Below are 16,766 nucleotides of genomic sequence, written 5' to 3'. Positions count from 1 at the left end.
TATTGCCTATTGCCTATTGCCTATTGCCTATTGCCTATTGCCTATTGCCTATTGCCTATTGCCTATTGCCTATTGCCTATTGCCTATTGCCTATTGCCTATTGCCTATTGCCTATTGCCTATTGCCTGTTGCCTGTTGCCTGTTGCCTGTTGCCTGTTGCCTGTTGCCTGTTGCCTGTTGCCTGTTGGTCTGCTTATGTGCAAATGAGCTGTGTATCATCACGACAGCTCGGCCTGCTTCTCTTCCAACGTCTCGGCGGCGCTCAGCCATTCGGCTTCAATGGCATTGTGCTCGCGTGTGAGCTGCGCTTGTTTGGCGAGCAAATCCTGCAGTTTTACCTTATTTGCTTCATTGTAGATGTCGCTATCAGCGAGGGCTTCTTCTACTTTGTCTAGCGCGCTTTGCAGTTTGTCGAGCTGTTTTTCTGCTTTGTCCATGGCATCGCGGTAGGGCTTGAGCAGGCGGCGCAGCTCTGCTTCGTTGCGCTTTTGTACTTGGCGTGATGGTTCGCCCCCATCATTGCCGCCGTCGTTATCGTTGGCACTTTTTTTATCGCTAAGCAGTAAGTCGCGGTAATCATCCAGCGAGCCGTCAAAGATGCTTAGGCGGCCGTCTTTAACCAATCGAAATTCATCGCATGCAGCGCGCAGTAGTGAGCGATCGTGCGAGATAATCAGCATTGCACCTTGATAGGATTGCAGGCCGAGAGTGAGTGCGTCACGCATTGCGAGGTCGAGGTGGTTGGTCGGTTCGTCAAGCAGCAATAGATTGGGGCGCTTGGCAATCACCAGCGCTAGTGCCAAGCGTGCTTTTTCGCCACCAGAAAAACGCCCGACCGGTGCAAAGACGTCATCGCCGCGAAAGCCATAAAAGCCAAGAAAAGTACGCGATTCCTGATCGCTTTGCTCAGGAAGTAAGCGCTGCATGTGGGTGAGTGCATCAGCCTCAGCATCTAGCGCGTCTAGCGAGTGCTGAGTGAAGTAGCCAATGCGCGTATCGCGGTGAATATTGCGTTCGCCTTCAAGCGGGTCGAGTACGCCGGCAAGCAGTTTCATGACGGTGGATTTGCCCGCACCGTTGCGCCCGAGCAGGCCGATGCGAGCTTCATCACCGATATTCAGCTTAATGCCGCTGACGACTGGCTTGCCATTGTAACCAGCACTGGCTTTGCTCAAATTCATCAGTGGGTTGGGCAAGCGCTCAGCAACGGGAAAGCGCAGTTCATAGCTGCTTTCCGGCGGTGGTGGTGGGGCTGCATCGAGTTTTTCCAGTGCTTTTAGGCGGCTTTGCGCTTGTTTTGCCTTGCTTGCCTTGGCGCGGAAGCGGTCGACGAAAGATTGCAAGTGCGCACGCTTGGCTTCTTCCGCACGGTATGTGGCTTCCGCCTGCATGCGGTGCTCGTGGCGCTGGCGCTCGAAGTCGCTATAGTTGCCGCGATAGCTGTAGATGGTGTTGTTCTCAATGTGCAGGATATGCTGGCACAGGCTATCGAGAAAATCACGGTCGTGGGCGATGATGATTTGGGTTGCAGGATGGGTTTTGAGGAAATCTTGTAGCCAAATGATCGCATCGAGATCGAGGTGGTTGGTCGGTTCATCAAGCAGTAGGAGATCAGCCGGCGCAATCAATGCTTGTGCGAGGTTGAGGCGCATGCGCCAACCGCCAGAAAAGGCACTGACCGGATGGTTGTGGGTGTCAGGCGTAAAGCCCAGACCGGACAGCAGTTCGCCAGCGCGTGCAGGCTGCTGGTAGCCATGGCAGGCAGCCATTAGCTCATGGGCGTGAGCAATTGCCATGCCGTCGCCGCTTGCTTCAGCTTCGGTAATAGCCTTTTGCGCCGCGGTATATTCGCTGTGCCCGCTGAGTACATAGTCGAGTGCGGAAGTGGATAAGGCGGGCGTTTCCTGCCGCACGCTGGCAATGCGCCAGCCGCCCGGCATCAGGCAATCACCTTGTTCGGGGTCGAGTTCTCCGCGCAATAATGCAAGCAAGGTGGATTTGCCACTGCCATTGCGTCCGACGAGGCCGACGCGCTGTCCGTCGTGAATGCGTGCATTGGCATTGCGGATGAGGATATCGCTGCCGCGGGCGAGGGAAAGGTCGTTGAGTTCTATCATGCGCGTACTATAGCTGCGGCAAAAAAAAATTTCATGAAATTTATGCGCCAGATAGGTTTAGCGCATTTTACGCTTTTTTATTTCGTATCTATGCCGTGCCTTGAGCAAACATATTGTGCCAGGAATGTGGAAATGCTCAGGCTGATGTTTGGTTATTTATTATATTTGTGGAAAATGATTTATTTGTATATATCATCAAAAAACCACAAAACTCACTATGAAATATATTTCATGCATTTGTGCAACATATAATCATTGTTTTTTAATGCGTTAATAATTTATTAACCAATATTTAAAGTTGATTTTTTACCTTATGTAGCGCATCATTGTGTATATTATATGAACTTGATAATAATATTTTAACGGTTTTTCCACACATTTTTGTTCACATAGTGAGGTTTGTATGAAAAACGACTTGGCAAAAACTTACTTTTCAGCGGCAATTGATTTACTGAAGCGTTTGCAGGATGAGGAAACTCCGGAAATCAAAAAAGTGGCGAAAGCCATTGGTGAACGCCTGGCAGATGGTGGCCGCCTGTTCGCATTTGGCTGCTCGCACTCTTCTTTACCAGTGCAGGATATCGTTTATCGTGCTGGTGGCTTGATGTTGGTTAATCCTCTTTATGGCCCGGGCATTGCTGCACTCGATACCCGCCCGACCACACTAGGTAGCGAGATGGAGAAATTGCCGGGCTATGCCAAGGCTATTCTCGATAATTCTCCGCTTAAGGAAGGTGACGTTCTGATCGTCGTCTCTGTCTCAGGGCGTAATGCAGTGCCAATTGAGCTTGCGCAACTCGCGCAAGAGCGCGGCATTCTCGTTGTCGCGGTGACTTCACACGCTTATACCGATGCTGTGACCTCCCGCCACGAATCTGGCAAGAAGATGAAAGATTTTGCTGATTATGTGCTCGATAACAAGGTTGATGCAGGGGATGCGGTGCTTTCGCATGACGCTGTACCGCAGAAATTCTGCCCACTTTCCGGTGTGACCAGTATTGCGCTGTTGCACGCGTTGGTTGCTGAAATTGTCAACGACCTTGCTGAGCGTGGTATTACACCGCCGGTCTTCCTCGCCGCTAATCTTGATGGCGGCAAAGAGTGGAATGCCGAGAACATGGCGAAAAATGCCGATCGCATCTTCTATCTCTAATCCATACCAGACAACGGAGGCTTTATGAGCGACGTGAAATCTTTGGTTGAGCTGCTCGCACCTGAGCAGGTCAAGGCCAAGCAGGACGCAGCAGACTGGCGTGAAGCTGTCGCCATCGCTGGTCAGTTGCTGGTAGATGCAGGATGCTGCACGGGCGACTACGTCCGTGCAATGCAGGAAGGCGTGATTGAGTTTGGTCCTTATATTGTGATTGCGCCCGGTGTGGCGATGCCGCATGCACGCCCGGAAGCAGGAGTGCTCAAGCCGGGTGTGTCAATCATTACGCTGGCAGAGCCGCGTGAATTTGGCAATGAAGCCAATGATCCGGTCGATTTTGTCATCGCATTCTCTGCTGTCGATAAGAATGCTCATATTCAGACTTTGCAGCAAATTGTCGGCTTACTCGAAAGCGAAGACACAATGGCAGCTGTACGTGCGGCAGCGTCAGACGACGAACTTTGGGCTGCGCTTGAGCAGCACCATGCAAACTAATTTTTAACCCCAGGAGACTATTATGAAAATTGTAACTGTATGCGGTATGGGGCTGGGCACCAGCATGATGTTGGCGATGCAGATTCGCCAGATCGTCGCTGACGAGGGTATTGATGCAACGGTTGATCCGGTCGACCTCGGGTCGTTCAAGACCATGCCGGCTGATATGGTCGTCTCACCAAAAGACATGGAAAAGCAAGTATCTGGCGGCAAGGTAAAGCACGTTGTATTGATCGATAATCTGATTGATAAAAACGAAGTGAAAACCAAGGTATTAGAGGCTTTGCGTTCATTTCAGGGCTGACGAGATATAGCTAATTTAAGGGGGCTCTCATGCAGATTCTCGATTTTTTGATTAAATTGTTTCAGGTGCCGGCGATCATCATTGGCCTGATTGCGCTGATTGGCTTGGTGGCGCAGAAGAAGCCGCTGGGTGACACGGTAACTGGCACAATCAAAACCGTACTCAGTATTTTGATCATCGGCGGTGGTATTACCGTCCTGATCAATGCGCTGATCCCCATTCAAAGTATGTTCGCGACCGCACTGCCAACTGATTCGATTACCACATTCGTCACGTTCGACGAAGCGGTCGTTAGTGCGGTGCAAAGTGAGAACGTCGCACGGCTTGGTATGTTGATCGGCCTGACTTTGCTGTTCGGCTACATGTTCCACCTATTCTTGGCGCGCGTGACCAAGCAGCGTTATGTGTATCTCACCGGGCATATGATCTGGGTACATGCAGGCGGCTTTGCCATCTTGTTCCACAGCTTTGGCCTTGGTGATGTCACAACCGTTGCCGTTGCGTCTATCGTGGATGGTGCGTACATGACCTTCATGCCTGCACTGGCGCAGCCTTACATGCGCAAAATCACTGGCGGCGATGATGTCGCGTTTGCACACGGTCAGACCTTGCTTAACGTCTTTGCCGGATTTATCGGTAAATATGTCGGTGATCCATCTACCAGCACTGAAGATATCAAAGTACCGAAGCAGCTGAATTTCTTCCGTGATGTCGCCGTCTCAACCACAATCGTGATGATGTTCGTCGGCTACGCGGCTGCCATTGGTGCTGTCATTGCGACCGACGTCGCGCAGGTTGAGCAGGAAATTACCGGTGGTGAGAACTGGGTCATCTTCACCTTGCTGCAAGTGCTTGGCTTTACAGCGGGTATGCTGATCATGCTCTACGGCGTACGTATGCTGATTGCCGAAATCGTACCGGCATTTGAAGGTATTGCCCGCCGCTTGATCCCGTCTGCGAAACCAGCGCTCGACGTACCGGTCATCTTCCCATTTGCACCAAACGCGCTGGTTATCGGTTTAATTTCCGGTACCATCGGTCAGTTGGTCGGTATGGCAGTGCTTGCTTCCATCGGCTGGCCGATGCCCATTCCAAGCATGATCGTGGCATTCTTCGCCTGTGGTGCGGCGGCAATCTTTGCCAACGCAACTGGTGGCGTACGCGGTGCATGGATCGGCAGCTTCCTGTGGGGCTTCATCGCATGGATTGCGATCAGCTACGCGTACAAGTTCAACGTATTTGGCGACCTGTCAGCACTCGGCGCCAGCGCTTTGGGCTTCACCGTACCTGACTTGATCATTCCTGCGATCATTGTTGACGCTCTGCGTAACTTGCTTGGTGGCTGGATTGCGATTGGTATTACCGTTGGCTTTATCGTCTTGCTGATCGGGCTTAACTGGCAACCGCGCATCCCTCAGCTAGAAGCTGAAAAAGCTGCTGATGAAGCAGCGCCAAAAGCATAGTGTATTCACACTGCATTTGATGCTTGAAAGGAAAATGGCCGCTGTGATGCGGCCATTTTTTGTACTATAAATTGATTAACGATCAAAGTCGGTACCGAGCGTCAGTGCCTTATAAGCATCTCTTTCCTTACTGATACGTTCAAATTTATTGTCGACCATCTTCTGTGCATCGCTACCAAAATACATGCGCAGTGGAGGGGCATCGCTGTGGCTTAATGTGATCAGTGCTTCGGCGAGTTTATCGGGATTGCCGCGCTGCTGATGATTCATTGCGCTGACTTGAGCGAGAATATCGTGAACATGCACATAGTCATCAATTGCCCCAGCACTGCTTTGCATGGAACTGGGGTCGAGAAAGTCGGTACGGAAGCCGCCGGGGCAGATTGCCGTTACATGAATACCCAAAGGCTTGAGCTCCGCCGCTAACCCTTCAGAGAGTTGCAGAACAGCTGCTTTGGTTGCGCTGTAAACGGCTCCGGCAGGCGCGGAAACAGTCGCTGAAACCGAAGCAATATTGAAAATATGCCCACGCTTTTGCGCGCGCATCACCGGCAGCACAGTGCGCAACATCCGCATTACGCCAAATACATTGACCTCAAATCCGTCTTCGATCGTTGACCACGGCAGCTCTTCCAAATTGCCGAGCACGCCGAAGCCTGCGTTATTGACCAAAACATCAATACTCCCAAAATGGGCTTGCACCTGTGCTACGGCATTTTTGATGCTGTCATGGTCAGTGACTTGCATTTGAAGTGGCAGAAACTGGCCACTCTTCTCCCCCAGCACTTGTGCGAGCTTATGCTGATCACGAGAAGTCGCGACGACGCGATAATTTTGTGCGAGTAACACTCGTGCCAGCGCCAAACCCAAGCCCTTGGATGCACCGGTGATAAACCATACGGGTGTATTCATGTCTTTTCCTTGTGTGGTTAATGGTGTGGTTTGTATCAATGTAGCTTGTACAGCATAAAAAAACCACCGATGGGTATCGGTGGTTTAAACACAGCCTCAGATTAATTTGCCGGAGGCAGGAGCGCTGCTGATCCGTCTTCATAGGTTCGCGGACGCAGATTCCAAGGCTTGAGTAGTGGCTTGTCGCCAGTATTTTTATGTTGGCCGAGGATTTTGCCGTTATTTAGTTTGCAAAATAAAATTTGCGAAGGCGTTAAGTATTTTAAAAGTGCTAAAAGCAGTGAGCATACCAATCAGTATGTTTTCCTCATGACCAAGATGTTTCTGCGCCGTTTGGAGCAGTTCTGTATATAGGCCACGGATTTTCATATAATGCGCGCCCTTTGAGCGTCTCAACTTGAGATGCATATGAACTTTTGAGGCAAGTGATGGATATTGGTTTTGACTTTGGTACATCGAATTGTGCCGTGGCGACGATGGACGGCGATAAAGCAGTCATGTCGCGGCTTGAAGGCGAGCACGTTTATATACCGTCGACACTCGCAGCGCCAAACCGCGCCTCGGTATCGGAATACCTGTTCAAACACCACGGCATCAAGCCGAGCAGTAGCGCCGGCGACGAACTTTTGCGCCGTGCGATGCAGATTAACCGCGAAGAAAGTATCGACCTTGACCATCAAGACGTGGCATTTGGTCGCGAAGCACTGTCGCTGTATTTGTCAGACCCTGCTGATGTCTATTACGTCAAATCCCCGAAGTCTTTTCTCGGCACGACCGGCGTACACGAAGCGCAGCTGGCGTTTTTCGAGGATTTGGTGTGCGCGATGATGGTCAACGTCAAGGCACGTGTCGAAGCACAAGCCGAGCGGGAAGTGCGCCATGTTGTGATTGGCAAGCCGGTCAATTTCCAGGGCATTGGCGGTGAAGATGCTAACCGGCAGGCACTGACCATTCTTGAAAACGCGGCAACCCGTGCCGGATTCCGTGATACAGCATTTCAATTCGAGCCAGTTGCAGCAGGTTTGGCGTATGAGGCGACGTTGGCAGAAGATAAAATCGTGCTGGTTGTCGATATTGGCGGCGGTACGACTGATTGTTCGCTGTTGCGCATGGGTCCGTCGTGGCGACAGCTAACCGAGCGCAGTGCATCACTGATTGCACACAGTGGCGAGCGCGTCGGCGGCAACGACCTCGATATTCACCTCGCCTTTGCACAGCTGATGCCGCATTTTGGGCGTGGTAGCAAGACGCACACTGGTCTGGAAATGCCGACGCTGCAATTTTGGAACCCAATAGCGATCAATGACGTCGTCGCGCAGCGCAAGTTTTACGCGCGCGAGAATGATGCACAGCTGCAAACGCTGTTGCGTGACGCGCAGGAAGTGGAAAAGCTTGAGCGCTTGCTCGATGTGTACGAACAGGCGCTGGGCTATAACGTGGTCAAGCAAGCTGAGTCATTTAAAATTGCCCTGTCGGAAACTGAGCAGCTCCGCGATGTATTGGCATTGCCGTCAGAAAATATCGACATTGACATCAGTGAAGCGGATATGGTCGAAGCCATCCGCACGCCGATGGGCAAAATGACGCGCCTGATTGAAGAAGTCATGCAGCAGGGCGGGACACGCCCTGAAGTGGTGTTTGTGACTGGCGGTTCGGCCCGCTCACCGGTGTTGCGTCAGGCAATCGAGCAAGCAGTGCCGGGCGTGCCGATTGTCAGCGGCGACTACTTTGGCTCGGTCACCGCTGGCTTGGCGCGCTGGGCGCAGCTGTGCTTTGCCTAGATCACGCCCATATACGTTATAGCCAAATACCTTTACATTTATATATCGTTGCATTGTCTTTCCGGGTTCCCACGAAAAATACATTAGTGTTTTTCGAGGGATCCCGACGCTTTGTATAAAATTCAAAATCGTTCAGCTATATAGGACATTAGCCGAATCTGTGGGGGGCATTATTTTGTAGAAATGCTACGGTACGGTTGAATTGGTGTATTGTTTGGGTTTTGCTCACAACCGCATGTGGGAATGATCAACAAGGAAGAATTATGAGTATTGAAAACCGCCGGCCAATCACCTCGCGGCAAAGCCGCTGGGCAAACAAATTTGCCTCATACTTGGCGCATCGCACGCCCATCACCCCGAATCAGATTTCGGTATTCAGCGTCGTCTTCGCACTGATCGGGGCAGTTTTATTGCTTACCGTGCCGACAACGATCGGCTATGTACTGACCGCAATTTGTGTCCAGTTGCGCTTGGTTTGTAACTTACTGGATGGCATGGTAGCCGTGGAAGGCGGTAAGAAAACCGCTGACGGGGCGTTGTTTAATGAAGTGCCGGATCGCGTTGCCGATTCACTTTTGATTGTCGCAGCAGGGTATGCCACAGGTTACGCTTGGCTGGGGTGGCTGACGGCATTGCTTGCAGTGACTACCGCGTATATCCGCGTATTGGGCGGCAGCTTGGCGCAGCCGCAATTATTCAGCGGGCCGATGGCAAAGCCGCACCGTATGGCACTGTTAACTCTGGCTTGTGTTATTACAGCAGTCGAATGCCACTATCATGCGGATCGCTACGCTTTGCTGATTGCGTTGATTGCCATGGCTATCGGAACAGCGATAACCTGTATTGTGCGCTTGAAGCAGGTCAAGGCACAGCTAGACGATGATTTTATATCTCGGTAGCGAAAGTCAGAATATATAGTCAAAGGTTATACATCGTTGCATTGCCTTTCCTGACCCCATTGAAAAAATCCAAACGATTTTTCAATGGGAACTTGCCGTGCCAGCTGTACTGTCTGCGCCAATACGGGTACCCACGAAAAATACGTCAGTATTTTTTCGAGGGATCCCTATGCCTTTTATGAAAAATTCATCTATATCAATCATTTGATGATGACGGAAAGCCCCCTGAGTTTCATATGCACCCTCCTGCAATATGGCTGCAGATCTATGCGATAGAAGCTTAAAGGTAAAGATAGAAAAGAGGGCATTACAACTTGAGTAATGCCCCTGCTTTATTTGCAATTAGTGTACTACTGAAGTAATAGCCGGAAATGCGCTATGGATTCCTGTAACCAGCATTTGTACGCCGATCACAGCAAGGATTAGCCCCATTAGGCGCGTAATGACGGTCATGATATTTTGCCCGAGGAAGCGCACTAAAGGTTTGCCCCCGAGATAGATCAAATAGGTGATAAAGCACAGTAATGCAAAAGCGGCAATGGTCACGAGAGAGTGAGCAATGTCATTGTGTGCTGAAAGGTTCATTGCGGTTGCGATTGTACCGGGGCCAGCCATCATTGGAGTTGCCAGTGGTGATATGGCTACGTTGGTGCCTTCTTCCTGTTGTGCTGCATGCTGATCGCTATTGCTTGGATGCTGAGCAGTGGCAGCAGAGCCTTGAACCATTTGGTAGCCAATCATAAAAATCAGTACGCCACCGGCAATGCGTAAGGCAGAGATTGAAATGCCGAATAGCTCGAAGAGCATTTTCCCACTGAGCGAGAAAATGGCTACGATCAAAAAGGCAATCAAGCAGGCACGTAAGGCGATCGTTTTTGATGTTGCTGGTGATTCACTGCTGGTTAGTGAAAGATAGACTGGTAAAGTCGCACTGGGGTTCATGATGGCAAAAAATGCCATGAATGCGATGCTGAATGTATGGAATAACTCCATAATTTACTCCTTGGTTGTAAGTTGATCGTGTCGCAGTTTGGGATTTATGAATGCTTTTCTGTATGTGGATTCTCTACAGCGGGTTTGCTTGGGGGAGGAGTGAGTGGCTGATCGGAATGTTGGCCAATAGTATTTTGCTCACTGATCTGCAAAGGACGATCAAAGACATTGACTCCTCCTTTGACCCCAAAATCAAGTGTGGTAACCGGATAAGCAATATCGATATTCTCTTGTTCAAAGCGCTTTTTAACGCGCATGATGATATCGCTCATTGCGAGTCGGTAGTCGTTGTTGGTTCTGAACTTTATCCAGAAGCGCAATTCGAAATTGTAGCTGTAGCCCCCAATTTCAGTGTAGTAAAAGTCGATTGCGTCATCTGTCAGAAGGCCGGGAATGTTTTGTACTTCTTCAATAGCGGCTTTTTTGACCGTCTCAAGATCATCTCCATACGAAACACCGGTGGATAAAATAATCCGCCGTTTCTGATAGGTTGAATAGTTGGTGAATGAATTGCTGTAAATAACCTGGTTAGGAATAAAAACTTCTTGCCCGGCAACGGTATGGATGACGGTAGTAATCCAGCCTATTTGCACAATCACACCGTAATTGCCATCAATTTCGACCCAGTTATCCGGTTTGAAAGGGCGCTGGACTTTCAGTAGTAACCCTGCAAAAAGGTTAGACGCAACATCTTTGAATGCAAAGCCAGCGATGATGCCAACGATACCTGCTCCGGCGAGCAGCTTGGTCAGCATTTGCTCAAGGCCGAGTACTTGCAAAGTTAGGAAGATGCCGGAGACCAGAAAGAAAGAATAGATACTGTTTGCGACTATCCGGCCGATATCAGGGTGGGTTTTGAAGCTTTTATGATAGATCTTGAGGGTAATTTGCTTTGCAATTTTTGCTAGAAGGACAAAAACAATCAGCGTGATAATACCTAGCGCGAGCTGGGGTAAATAGTCCAGGATCGATTTCTGCCAACCCAAAAGAATATGCTCAAGATAGCTGATTTGATGATGTACCGTTTGGTCTACTTTATCTACTGACTTATCCATAAGTAATTCATTCCTTAACTGATGCTTTTTAGTATTACATGATATTAAAAATCATGTAACTTTCACCTGGCGTAATACAGACTAAGTATTTATATCTATTTGAGATTACAATAAATAGCAGGAGCTACTTTAATCATGCGCTAGTAATGATTCAGCAGCACCTTTACATTCCTGTTGTGTGAAATAAGCGAACTTAGTTGCTATGGCAGAAGCTTTGGAACGGATATGAGTGCTAGGAAAAGGTAAGTTAGTATTGTATTTGCGCATTTTTTTCGACGGGTTTGCTGTATTCAGTGGTTTTGTAATGAATGTTGAGTTCATTATTTCCCGTCTCACTGACGTTGAAGTCAGATCCAAGTGCACCCCATAGTGGTACTGTATTATCCTTTTCCAGTGAAATCAGTTCGGCGCTGTATTCATCGGCACTCCCCATGCCAAACATATTTTTTGTGCTGAGAAGTGCAACATGATCATTTTGATAGAGGATGCGAGGCTCAATGAAAGCAGCATCGAGTTTGTCATAGCAATCGGCATCAGGGTTGTCTGATTGCGGCTTGATGTGACTGCCGCGACAGGCCGCCAGTTCATCATCTTGCTTGGCACGGTAGTAGGAAATGATGCTTTCATTAAATGGTAGCCCAGCTTGTGCTTCAGGTTTTGCATCAGGCTTGGCAGCAGCTGGGGTAGCTTGAGTTTGAGAGCTTGTTGCTTCTGTTTCAGCTGTTTGTTCGCTTTTCTTTGTATCTTCATTACATGCACTTAGCACAATGGCGGCACTGAGCATGATAGCGGCTACTTTCATTGTTATCTCCCTCGGTATTGGCTATGTATCTGTGTGTGATTGAAACAGTCACTATAGTGACCTTGAGGCAAAGCTAAATACTATAAGGTGTGACAGTGAGTGCAACAACCTTTCTTAAATTAGATACTCACTTTTTCAAAATACCTTGCTTGGCTTACTGGCATCACAATCCATCTGGCTATCAGCCATGGCTATGGATATGATTGCCGCCATGAGTGGGCAAAGTGTCCAGACTGCAAAATAGCGCTTCATCATCGCAGTGGTGTACGGCTTCAATTTGTACTGTGGTGTGGTTGATATGGTGTTCGTGCGCTACATGGCTGATTGCGTCCTGAATCGCGCTGGTTTGTGCGACGGTCAGGTTGCCATCGACGCCGACGTGGCAGCTTAGTGCGTGCTGGCCGCTGGTGATCGTCCAGACGTGCAGATCGTGGACGCTGTGTACTTGATCGACCTCACTGATTGCATGAGCAATCGCGCTGGTATCAAGCCCTGCGGGCGTGCCTTCCATGAGAATGTGCAACGCGTCGCGGGTGATGCGCACACCGCTGAATGCGATCAGCACGGAAACGATGATGCTGGCGAGTGGATCAGACCACGCCCAGCCAAAAGCCATAATCAGTACGGCGGCAATGATTGCCGCGACTGAGCCGAGCAAATCGCCGATGACGTGCCAGAACGCGCCGCGCATGTTGAGATTTTCGTGGGTATCGCCGCCACGGTGCATGTACCACGCAACAAATATATTAACCAGCAAACCCAGCACGGCAATGATCATCATACCTTCGGCTTCGACGTGTTCGGGGGTGTAAAAGCGGCGGATGGCTTCAATGATGATAATCAGCGACAGCACAATCAGCGCAATGCCATTGAGTGCCGCAACAAGAATTTCCGCGCGCTTGTAACCAAACGTGCGCTTGGCATCGCTGGCCTTGTTCGCGAGGTGAAAAGCGAGCCACGCCATGCCTAAAGAGGCTGCGTCCGAAAGCATATGCCCAGCATCGGAAAGCAGGGCAAGGCTGTCGGTCAGCCAGCCACCAACTGCCTCGACGAACATAAATCCGGCGATGATGAAAAATGAAACCTTGATGATGGATTGATTAGTGGTGTGATGGTGTGCCATAACGTTTCAATGGATGTTGAAGTATTGAAATATATTAGCGCGTTTGTATGGGGTAATACCATTACGATAAGGGGCGAGAATCAGATGAAAGCTTTCCGCTAACCTATCTTGGGAATGACGAGGCGGTCGCGGCTGTCGAAGAAGCGGCGGCGGATGCGCAGGACGACGATCATGCAGCCAAGTGCACTGCCGGCGGCAATCATGAACATGACGAGTATTTGATAGCGCACAGCCTGAGTCGGGTCGGCGCCGCCGAGGATTTGCCCGGTCATCATGCCGGGTAAGCTGACCAACCCGACGACGCTCATTGAATTGATGGTCGGCGTCATGCCCATGCGCACGGCGCTGCGCGCAAATTCGCGGCAGGCTTCGTGCGGCGTTGCGCCAAGGGCGAGGCTGGCGTTGATGCGTTCGCGTTTGTCGTGCAGGGCGTCGATAAAGCGTTCGGAGGCGAGCGAGATACCGGTCAAGGCGTTACCGAGAATCAGCCCGAGCAGGGGGATGATGTAATGCGGCTGATACCACGGGGTCAGGCGCAGGATCATCAGCACGGTGATGAGTGCGACCAGCCAGCACGATGTGCCGAGGGCGATAAGGTTGTCGAACAGCAAGCCGGGGTAGCGCTTGCTGATGCGGTTACGTGCGGCAGTGGCAGCGATCAGGGTCATTATGCAGAGCAGGGCGATGATCGGTGCGGCGTGGTTTTGCGCAAATATCCAGCCGAGGATCAGGCCGATCAGGCTGAGCTGGATGACGCTGCGCAGGCTGGCAATGATCAGGCTTTTTTCAAGGCGCAGCGAGAAGAAAAACGACACGCCGAGGCTGATGAGAATCAGGCTGGCGGCGATGGCGATGTCGCCATAAGTGAGATGGATGGCGCTGAATGTGTTCATGGCTGCGGTTCGTCGGTGGTGAGTTGGTGGTCGTGCATCGTCCAGCGGCGCGTGGCGATACGGCTGATTTGCCCGTCGTCGTGGCTGATCCACAGCACGGCGCGTTGCGGCGCAGCTTTTAACCATTGCTGAATCAGCGTTTCAAAGGCGAGTGCGGCTTCGTGGTCGAGTGCGGCAGTGGGTTCATCGAGCAGGATGACTGAGGGCGAAAATTGCAGGCTGCGTAGAATGTGGATGATTTGTCGTTCGCCACCGGACAAGGCACTGATGGGTTGGTCAAATAAGGTTTTGGGTTTGCCGAGTGCTGCAAGCCAGTCGTCAATTTGTTGCGGATTGAACGATTGGTCGCGGTGGGCGCGAAAGGTGAAGGGTTCTTCGAGTGCGTCGCGGGTATTGCCGTCGCTGAACAGGGCATGCTGGCCGATGTAGCAGACGCTTTGCCGCCACTCACTCGGCGACATATCGGCATAGCTTGTGCTGCAGTACTGCAGCGCGTCGCATTCACATGGATCGATACCTGCTAAAGCGCGCCACAGCAAGCTTTTGCCGCTGCCCGACGCGCCACTGAGTATGATGCAGTCGCCGCTTGTGACGCTGGCACTACAGGGTTTGATTAGCGGTAGGTTGCGCAGGTTATGCCAGTGCAGAAGATTCATGGGTATGGCTGCTGTTATTTTAGAAAGGCGTCCAGAAAACGGCTACAGCATATAAAACAAGGCGTTATTCCTGTTTTATTTTTGGTTACTCTGTAAGCGTTTTTCTGGAATAAGACTATAGCACAAAACGGGCAGATAACTTTTGGTTATACGGCTATGCAAAGTGGTTGTTGGACGGCTGCATATGCGCTACGGATAATGCGCGGTTTTATGATTTTGGAGGTCGTATGACGACAGCGATTTGGGTAGCGGCATTTGTGGCGCTGCTGTTCGGGCTATTCCGGCTGCATCAGCATTGGAATAGCCTTGGGCGTACGGTGCTGGTCGGTCTGGTTGCCGGTTTGGCGTTTGGTTGGGTATTGCATACCTTTTCCGGTACACCGAAAGCCGCGCTGGACTGGATCAATATCGTCGGCAATGGTTATGTGAACTTGCTCAAGATGATCGCAATGCCGCTGGTGTTTATTTCGATTTTGGCGGCAGTGGCGAAAATCGAGCGTGCGGCGATGATCGGCAAGATCAGCTTTTGGGTGATCGCGGTGCTGATTGGCACGACGGCAATTGCCGCATTTGATGGCGCGGTGATTGCTAATTTGTTCGGATTGGACGCAAGTTCATTGGTCGCCGGTGACGCCGAAGTGGCACGCGGGCAAAGCTTGCTTTCGCGGCAGGATAACGTCGCTAACCTGACTGTACCGGGCTTGATCCAAAGCTTCATCCCGACCAACATCACCGCGACTTTGGCGGGGCTGTCGGATACGGCGATGATTTCAGCGGTGGTGGTTGCGTCGCTGCTCGGTATTGCCGCGCTGCAAGTGCGTAAAAAAGAGCCGGAACACGGTGCGCGCATTATCGCGGCGATTGATACTTTGCAGCACTGGATCATGGCGCTGGTGCGCATGATTATCCGCTTGACGCCGTATGGCGTTGCGGCGCTGATGACCAAGGTAGTGGTGACGACCGATGCCAATGCAATTTGGCAGTTGGCGAAGTTCCTGATTGCATCGTATGTTGCGCTGGTGATTATGCTTGGCGTTCATGCGCTGGTGATTACGCTGGCCGGACGCTCGCCGGTGGATTATTTCCGCAAGGTGTGGCCGGTACTGACTTTTGCCTTTACTTCACGCAGCTCGGCGGCGACCATTCCGCTGAACATTGAATCGCAAATCAACGACCTGAAAGTGGCGTCGCCGATTGCCAATTTCTCGGCATCATTTGGCGCGACGATCGGGCAGAACGGTTGTGCGGGTGTGTATCCGGCGATGTTGGCAATCATGATTGCACCGACGGTTGGCATTGATCCGTGGTCGGTGTCGTTTATCGCATCAGTAGTGGCGGTATCGGCGATTGCTTCGTTTGGTGTGGCTGGTGTTGGCGGCGGTGCGACGTTTGCAGCGATCATCGTGCTTTCAACTTTGGGCTTGCCGATCGAGCTTGCCGGTTTGCTGATCTCGATTGAGCCGCTGATTGACATGATGCGTACCGCAGTTAACGTCAGTGGTTCGATGACCTCCGGCGTGGTCACCAACCGCGTACTTGGTGAGAAGATCACGGAAGATGAGGCGGCCACAGAAGCGGCATAATATCAGCCAAGTATTTATTTGAGTCTAAATCGAATGGGTTACTGCTTTGCAGTAGCCCGTTTTTTAGCTGTATAAATGTGGTGCATATCGACAGTAAAGCAATGGTGTGTTTTTGAATAGGGGTGCTTGCGGCTACTGCTGCCAGTTGATGATCTGTTGCGCGGTGGCAAGCCCCGCGAGGCACAGGGCAAAGCCGCCGAGTAGCTGTATGGACAAGTGCAGGGCTGCAATGCCGAATTGGCCTTTTTGCATCAGGGTGAGCGCGTCGAGGGTGAAGGTTGAGTAGGTTGTGTAGCTGCCGAGAAAGCCGGTCATCAGGATCAGCGCCCATGCCGCATGAGGTTTGTGGTGCAAAATCAGGGCACTGACTACGCCGATGGCAAAGCAGCCGATGAGGTTGATGGTCAGCGTTGCCCAAAAAGTTTCTTTGTAGATGAAGTGGATGAGAATCAGGGTAGTGCCGTAGCGCGCGAGTGCGCCAAGTGCGCCGCCAAAGGCGACAGCAAATAATGCCGGATAAAGATTCATGATTGGGCTGTT

17 protein-coding genes are annotated in these 16,766 nt (G+C 51.0%); 8 read left to right on the top strand and 9 right to left on the bottom strand.

Features of this window, described 5'->3' with window-relative positions:
• A partial coding sequence (locus tag KRX19_09540) for a hypothetical protein (GenBank protein MBV7435265.1) occupies window positions 1-207 on the top strand: 207 nt, incomplete at its 5' end.
• An 11-nt stretch (window positions 208-218) separates the two neighbouring features.
• Here the strand turns inward: KRX19_09540 and KRX19_09535 are convergent.
• Window positions 219-2,117 carry an ATP-binding cassette domain-containing protein gene (locus KRX19_09535; GenBank protein ID MBV7435264.1) on the bottom strand — a complete coding sequence of 633 codons (1,899 nt, stop codon included), beginning with the start codon at window positions 2,115-2,117 and terminating at the stop codon, window positions 219-221.
• Window positions 2,118-2,520: 403 nt separating this feature from the next.
• On the opposite strand from KRX19_09535, the gene KRX19_09530 reads away from it, so the two are divergent.
• From KRX19_09530 to KRX19_09515, 4 genes are read left to right on the top strand one after another with little or no spacing between them, the layout of a single operon-like run.
• Window positions 2,521-3,270, top strand: coding sequence for an SIS domain-containing protein (locus KRX19_09530; GenBank protein MBV7435263.1), 750 nt, complete (start codon window positions 2,521-2,523; stop codon window positions 3,268-3,270).
• 24 nt (window positions 3,271-3,294) lie between these two features.
• Window positions 3,295-3,762: a PTS sugar transporter subunit IIA gene (locus KRX19_09525; GenBank protein MBV7435262.1), complete on the top strand. Its 468-nt coding sequence runs from the start codon at window positions 3,295-3,297 to the stop codon at window positions 3,760-3,762.
• Window positions 3,763-3,784: 22 nt separating this feature from the next.
• Window positions 3,785-4,066, top strand: a complete 282-nt coding sequence (locus tag KRX19_09520) for a PTS sugar transporter subunit IIB (protein ID MBV7435261.1) — start codon at window positions 3,785-3,787, stop codon at window positions 4,064-4,066.
• A gap of 29 nt (window positions 4,067-4,095) precedes the next feature.
• Window positions 4,096-5,529: a PTS ascorbate transporter subunit IIC gene (locus KRX19_09515; GenBank protein ID MBV7435260.1), complete on the top strand. Its 1,434-nt coding sequence runs from the start codon at window positions 4,096-4,098 to the stop codon at window positions 5,527-5,529.
• A gap of 75 nt (window positions 5,530-5,604) precedes the next feature.
• Here the strand turns inward: KRX19_09515 and KRX19_09510 are convergent, their stop codons facing one another.
• Window positions 5,605-6,441 carry an SDR family NAD(P)-dependent oxidoreductase gene (locus KRX19_09510; GenBank protein ID MBV7435259.1) on the bottom strand — a complete coding sequence of 279 codons (837 nt, stop codon included), beginning with the start codon at window positions 6,439-6,441 and terminating at the stop codon, window positions 5,605-5,607.
• A 428-nt stretch (window positions 6,442-6,869) separates the two neighbouring features.
• On the opposite strand from KRX19_09510, the gene yegD reads away from it, so the two are divergent.
• A complete protein-coding gene (gene yegD / locus KRX19_09505) occupies window positions 6,870-8,222 on the top strand; it encodes a molecular chaperone (protein ID MBV7435258.1) in 1,353 nt (450 codons plus the stop codon).
• Window positions 8,223-8,485: 263 nt separating this feature from the next.
• Complete coding sequence (locus KRX19_09500; GenBank protein MBV7435257.1) at window positions 8,486-9,121, top strand: CDP-alcohol phosphatidyltransferase family protein; 636 nt, start codon at window positions 8,486-8,488, stop codon at window positions 9,119-9,121.
• Between the two features lie 342 nt (window positions 9,122-9,463).
• On the opposite strand, the gene KRX19_09495 is transcribed toward KRX19_09500, so the two are convergent.
• The 6 genes from KRX19_09495 to KRX19_09470 form a co-directional block, all read right to left on the bottom strand.
• The gene (locus KRX19_09495) at window positions 9,464-10,114 is read right to left on the bottom strand and encodes a MarC family protein (protein ID MBV7435256.1); all 651 of its coding nucleotides are present in this window, start codon (window positions 10,112-10,114) and stop codon (window positions 9,464-9,466) included.
• Between the two features lie 44 nt (window positions 10,115-10,158).
• The gene (locus KRX19_09490) at window positions 10,159-11,169 is read right to left on the bottom strand and encodes a mechanosensitive ion channel family protein (GenBank protein MBV7435255.1); all 1,011 of its coding nucleotides are present in this window, start codon (window positions 11,167-11,169) and stop codon (window positions 10,159-10,161) included.
• A gap of 247 nt (window positions 11,170-11,416) precedes the next feature.
• Entirely contained in the window at window positions 11,417-11,971 is a 555-nt protein-coding gene (locus KRX19_09485; GenBank protein MBV7435254.1) for a hypothetical protein, read from the bottom strand.
• Window positions 11,972-12,152: 181 nt separating this feature from the next.
• Entirely contained in the window at window positions 12,153-13,094 is a 942-nt protein-coding gene (locus KRX19_09480; protein MBV7435253.1) for a cation diffusion facilitator family transporter, read from the bottom strand.
• Between the two features lie 98 nt (window positions 13,095-13,192).
• Entirely contained in the window at window positions 13,193-13,987 is a 795-nt protein-coding gene (gene fetB, locus KRX19_09475) for an iron export ABC transporter permease subunit FetB (protein MBV7435252.1), read from the bottom strand.
• Window positions 13,984-14,643 carry an ATP-binding cassette domain-containing protein gene (locus KRX19_09470; GenBank protein MBV7435251.1) on the bottom strand — a complete coding sequence of 220 codons (660 nt, stop codon included), beginning with the start codon at window positions 14,641-14,643 and terminating at the stop codon, window positions 13,984-13,986. Before KRX19_09470 ends, fetB begins: the two co-directional genes overlap by 4 nt.
• A gap of 227 nt (window positions 14,644-14,870) precedes the next feature.
• Here KRX19_09470 and KRX19_09465 point away from each other — a divergent pair, with 227 nt between their 5' ends.
• Window positions 14,871-16,226 carry a cation:dicarboxylase symporter family transporter gene (locus KRX19_09465; protein ID MBV7435250.1) on the top strand — a complete coding sequence of 452 codons (1,356 nt, stop codon included), beginning with the start codon at window positions 14,871-14,873 and terminating at the stop codon, window positions 16,224-16,226.
• A gap of 132 nt (window positions 16,227-16,358) precedes the next feature.
• Here KRX19_09465 and crcB read toward each other — a convergent pair whose 3' ends face one another.
• The gene (crcB, locus tag KRX19_09460; GenBank protein ID MBV7435249.1) at window positions 16,359-16,754 is read right to left on the bottom strand and encodes a fluoride efflux transporter CrcB; all 396 of its coding nucleotides are present in this window, start codon (window positions 16,752-16,754) and stop codon (window positions 16,359-16,361) included.
• Between the last annotated feature and the right edge of the window lie 12 nt (window positions 16,755-16,766).

The sequence above is a fragment of the Cardiobacteriaceae bacterium TAE3-ERU3 genome (assembly GCA_019218315.1).
In the GTDB taxonomy this organism is placed as follows: Bacteria; Pseudomonadota; Gammaproteobacteria; order Cardiobacteriales; family Cardiobacteriaceae; genus JAHUUI01.
Note: the sequence above shows the minus strand (reverse complement) of the source record. Positions and strands in the feature narration are given on the sequence as shown.

What these genes read in the sequence shown, in the direction of transcription:
- KRX19_09535 (MBV7435264.1), bottom strand. Translation starts at nt 2,117, where the DNA reads ATGATAGAACTCAACGACCTTTCCCTCGCCCGCGGCAGCGATATCCTC.
- KRX19_09530 (MBV7435263.1), top strand. Translation starts at nt 2,521, where the DNA reads ATGAAAAACGACTTGGCAAAAACTTACTTTTCAGCGGCAATTGATTTA.
- KRX19_09525 (MBV7435262.1), top strand. Translation starts at nt 3,295, where the DNA reads ATGAGCGACGTGAAATCTTTGGTTGAGCTGCTCGCACCTGAGCAGGTC.
- KRX19_09520 (MBV7435261.1), top strand. Translation starts at nt 3,785, where the DNA reads ATGAAAATTGTAACTGTATGCGGTATGGGGCTGGGCACCAGCATGATG.
- KRX19_09515 (MBV7435260.1), top strand. Translation starts at nt 4,096, where the DNA reads ATGCAGATTCTCGATTTTTTGATTAAATTGTTTCAGGTGCCGGCGATC.
- KRX19_09510 (MBV7435259.1), bottom strand. Translation starts at nt 6,441, where the DNA reads ATGAATACACCCGTATGGTTTATCACCGGTGCATCCAAGGGCTTGGGT.
- yegD (MBV7435258.1), top strand. Translation starts at nt 6,870, where the DNA reads ATGGATATTGGTTTTGACTTTGGTACATCGAATTGTGCCGTGGCGACG.
- KRX19_09500 (MBV7435257.1), top strand. Translation starts at nt 8,486, where the DNA reads ATGAGTATTGAAAACCGCCGGCCAATCACCTCGCGGCAAAGCCGCTGG.
- KRX19_09495 (MBV7435256.1), bottom strand. Translation starts at nt 10,114, where the DNA reads ATGGAGTTATTCCATACATTCAGCATCGCATTCATGGCATTTTTTGCC.
- KRX19_09490 (MBV7435255.1), bottom strand. Translation starts at nt 11,169, where the DNA reads ATGGATAAGTCAGTAGATAAAGTAGACCAAACGGTACATCATCAAATC.
- KRX19_09485 (MBV7435254.1), bottom strand. Translation starts at nt 11,971, where the DNA reads ATGAAAGTAGCCGCTATCATGCTCAGTGCCGCCATTGTGCTAAGTGCA.
- KRX19_09480 (MBV7435253.1), bottom strand. Translation starts at nt 13,094, where the DNA reads ATGGCACACCATCACACCACTAATCAATCCATCATCAAGGTTTCATTT.
- fetB (MBV7435252.1), bottom strand. Translation starts at nt 13,987, where the DNA reads ATGAACACATTCAGCGCCATCCATCTCACTTATGGCGACATCGCCATC.
- KRX19_09470 (MBV7435251.1), bottom strand. Translation starts at nt 14,643, where the DNA reads ATGAATCTTCTGCACTGGCATAACCTGCGCAACCTACCGCTAATCAAA.
- KRX19_09465 (MBV7435250.1), top strand. Translation starts at nt 14,871, where the DNA reads ATGACGACAGCGATTTGGGTAGCGGCATTTGTGGCGCTGCTGTTCGGG.
- crcB (MBV7435249.1), bottom strand. Translation starts at nt 16,754, where the DNA reads ATGAATCTTTATCCGGCATTATTTGCTGTCGCCTTTGGCGGCGCACTT.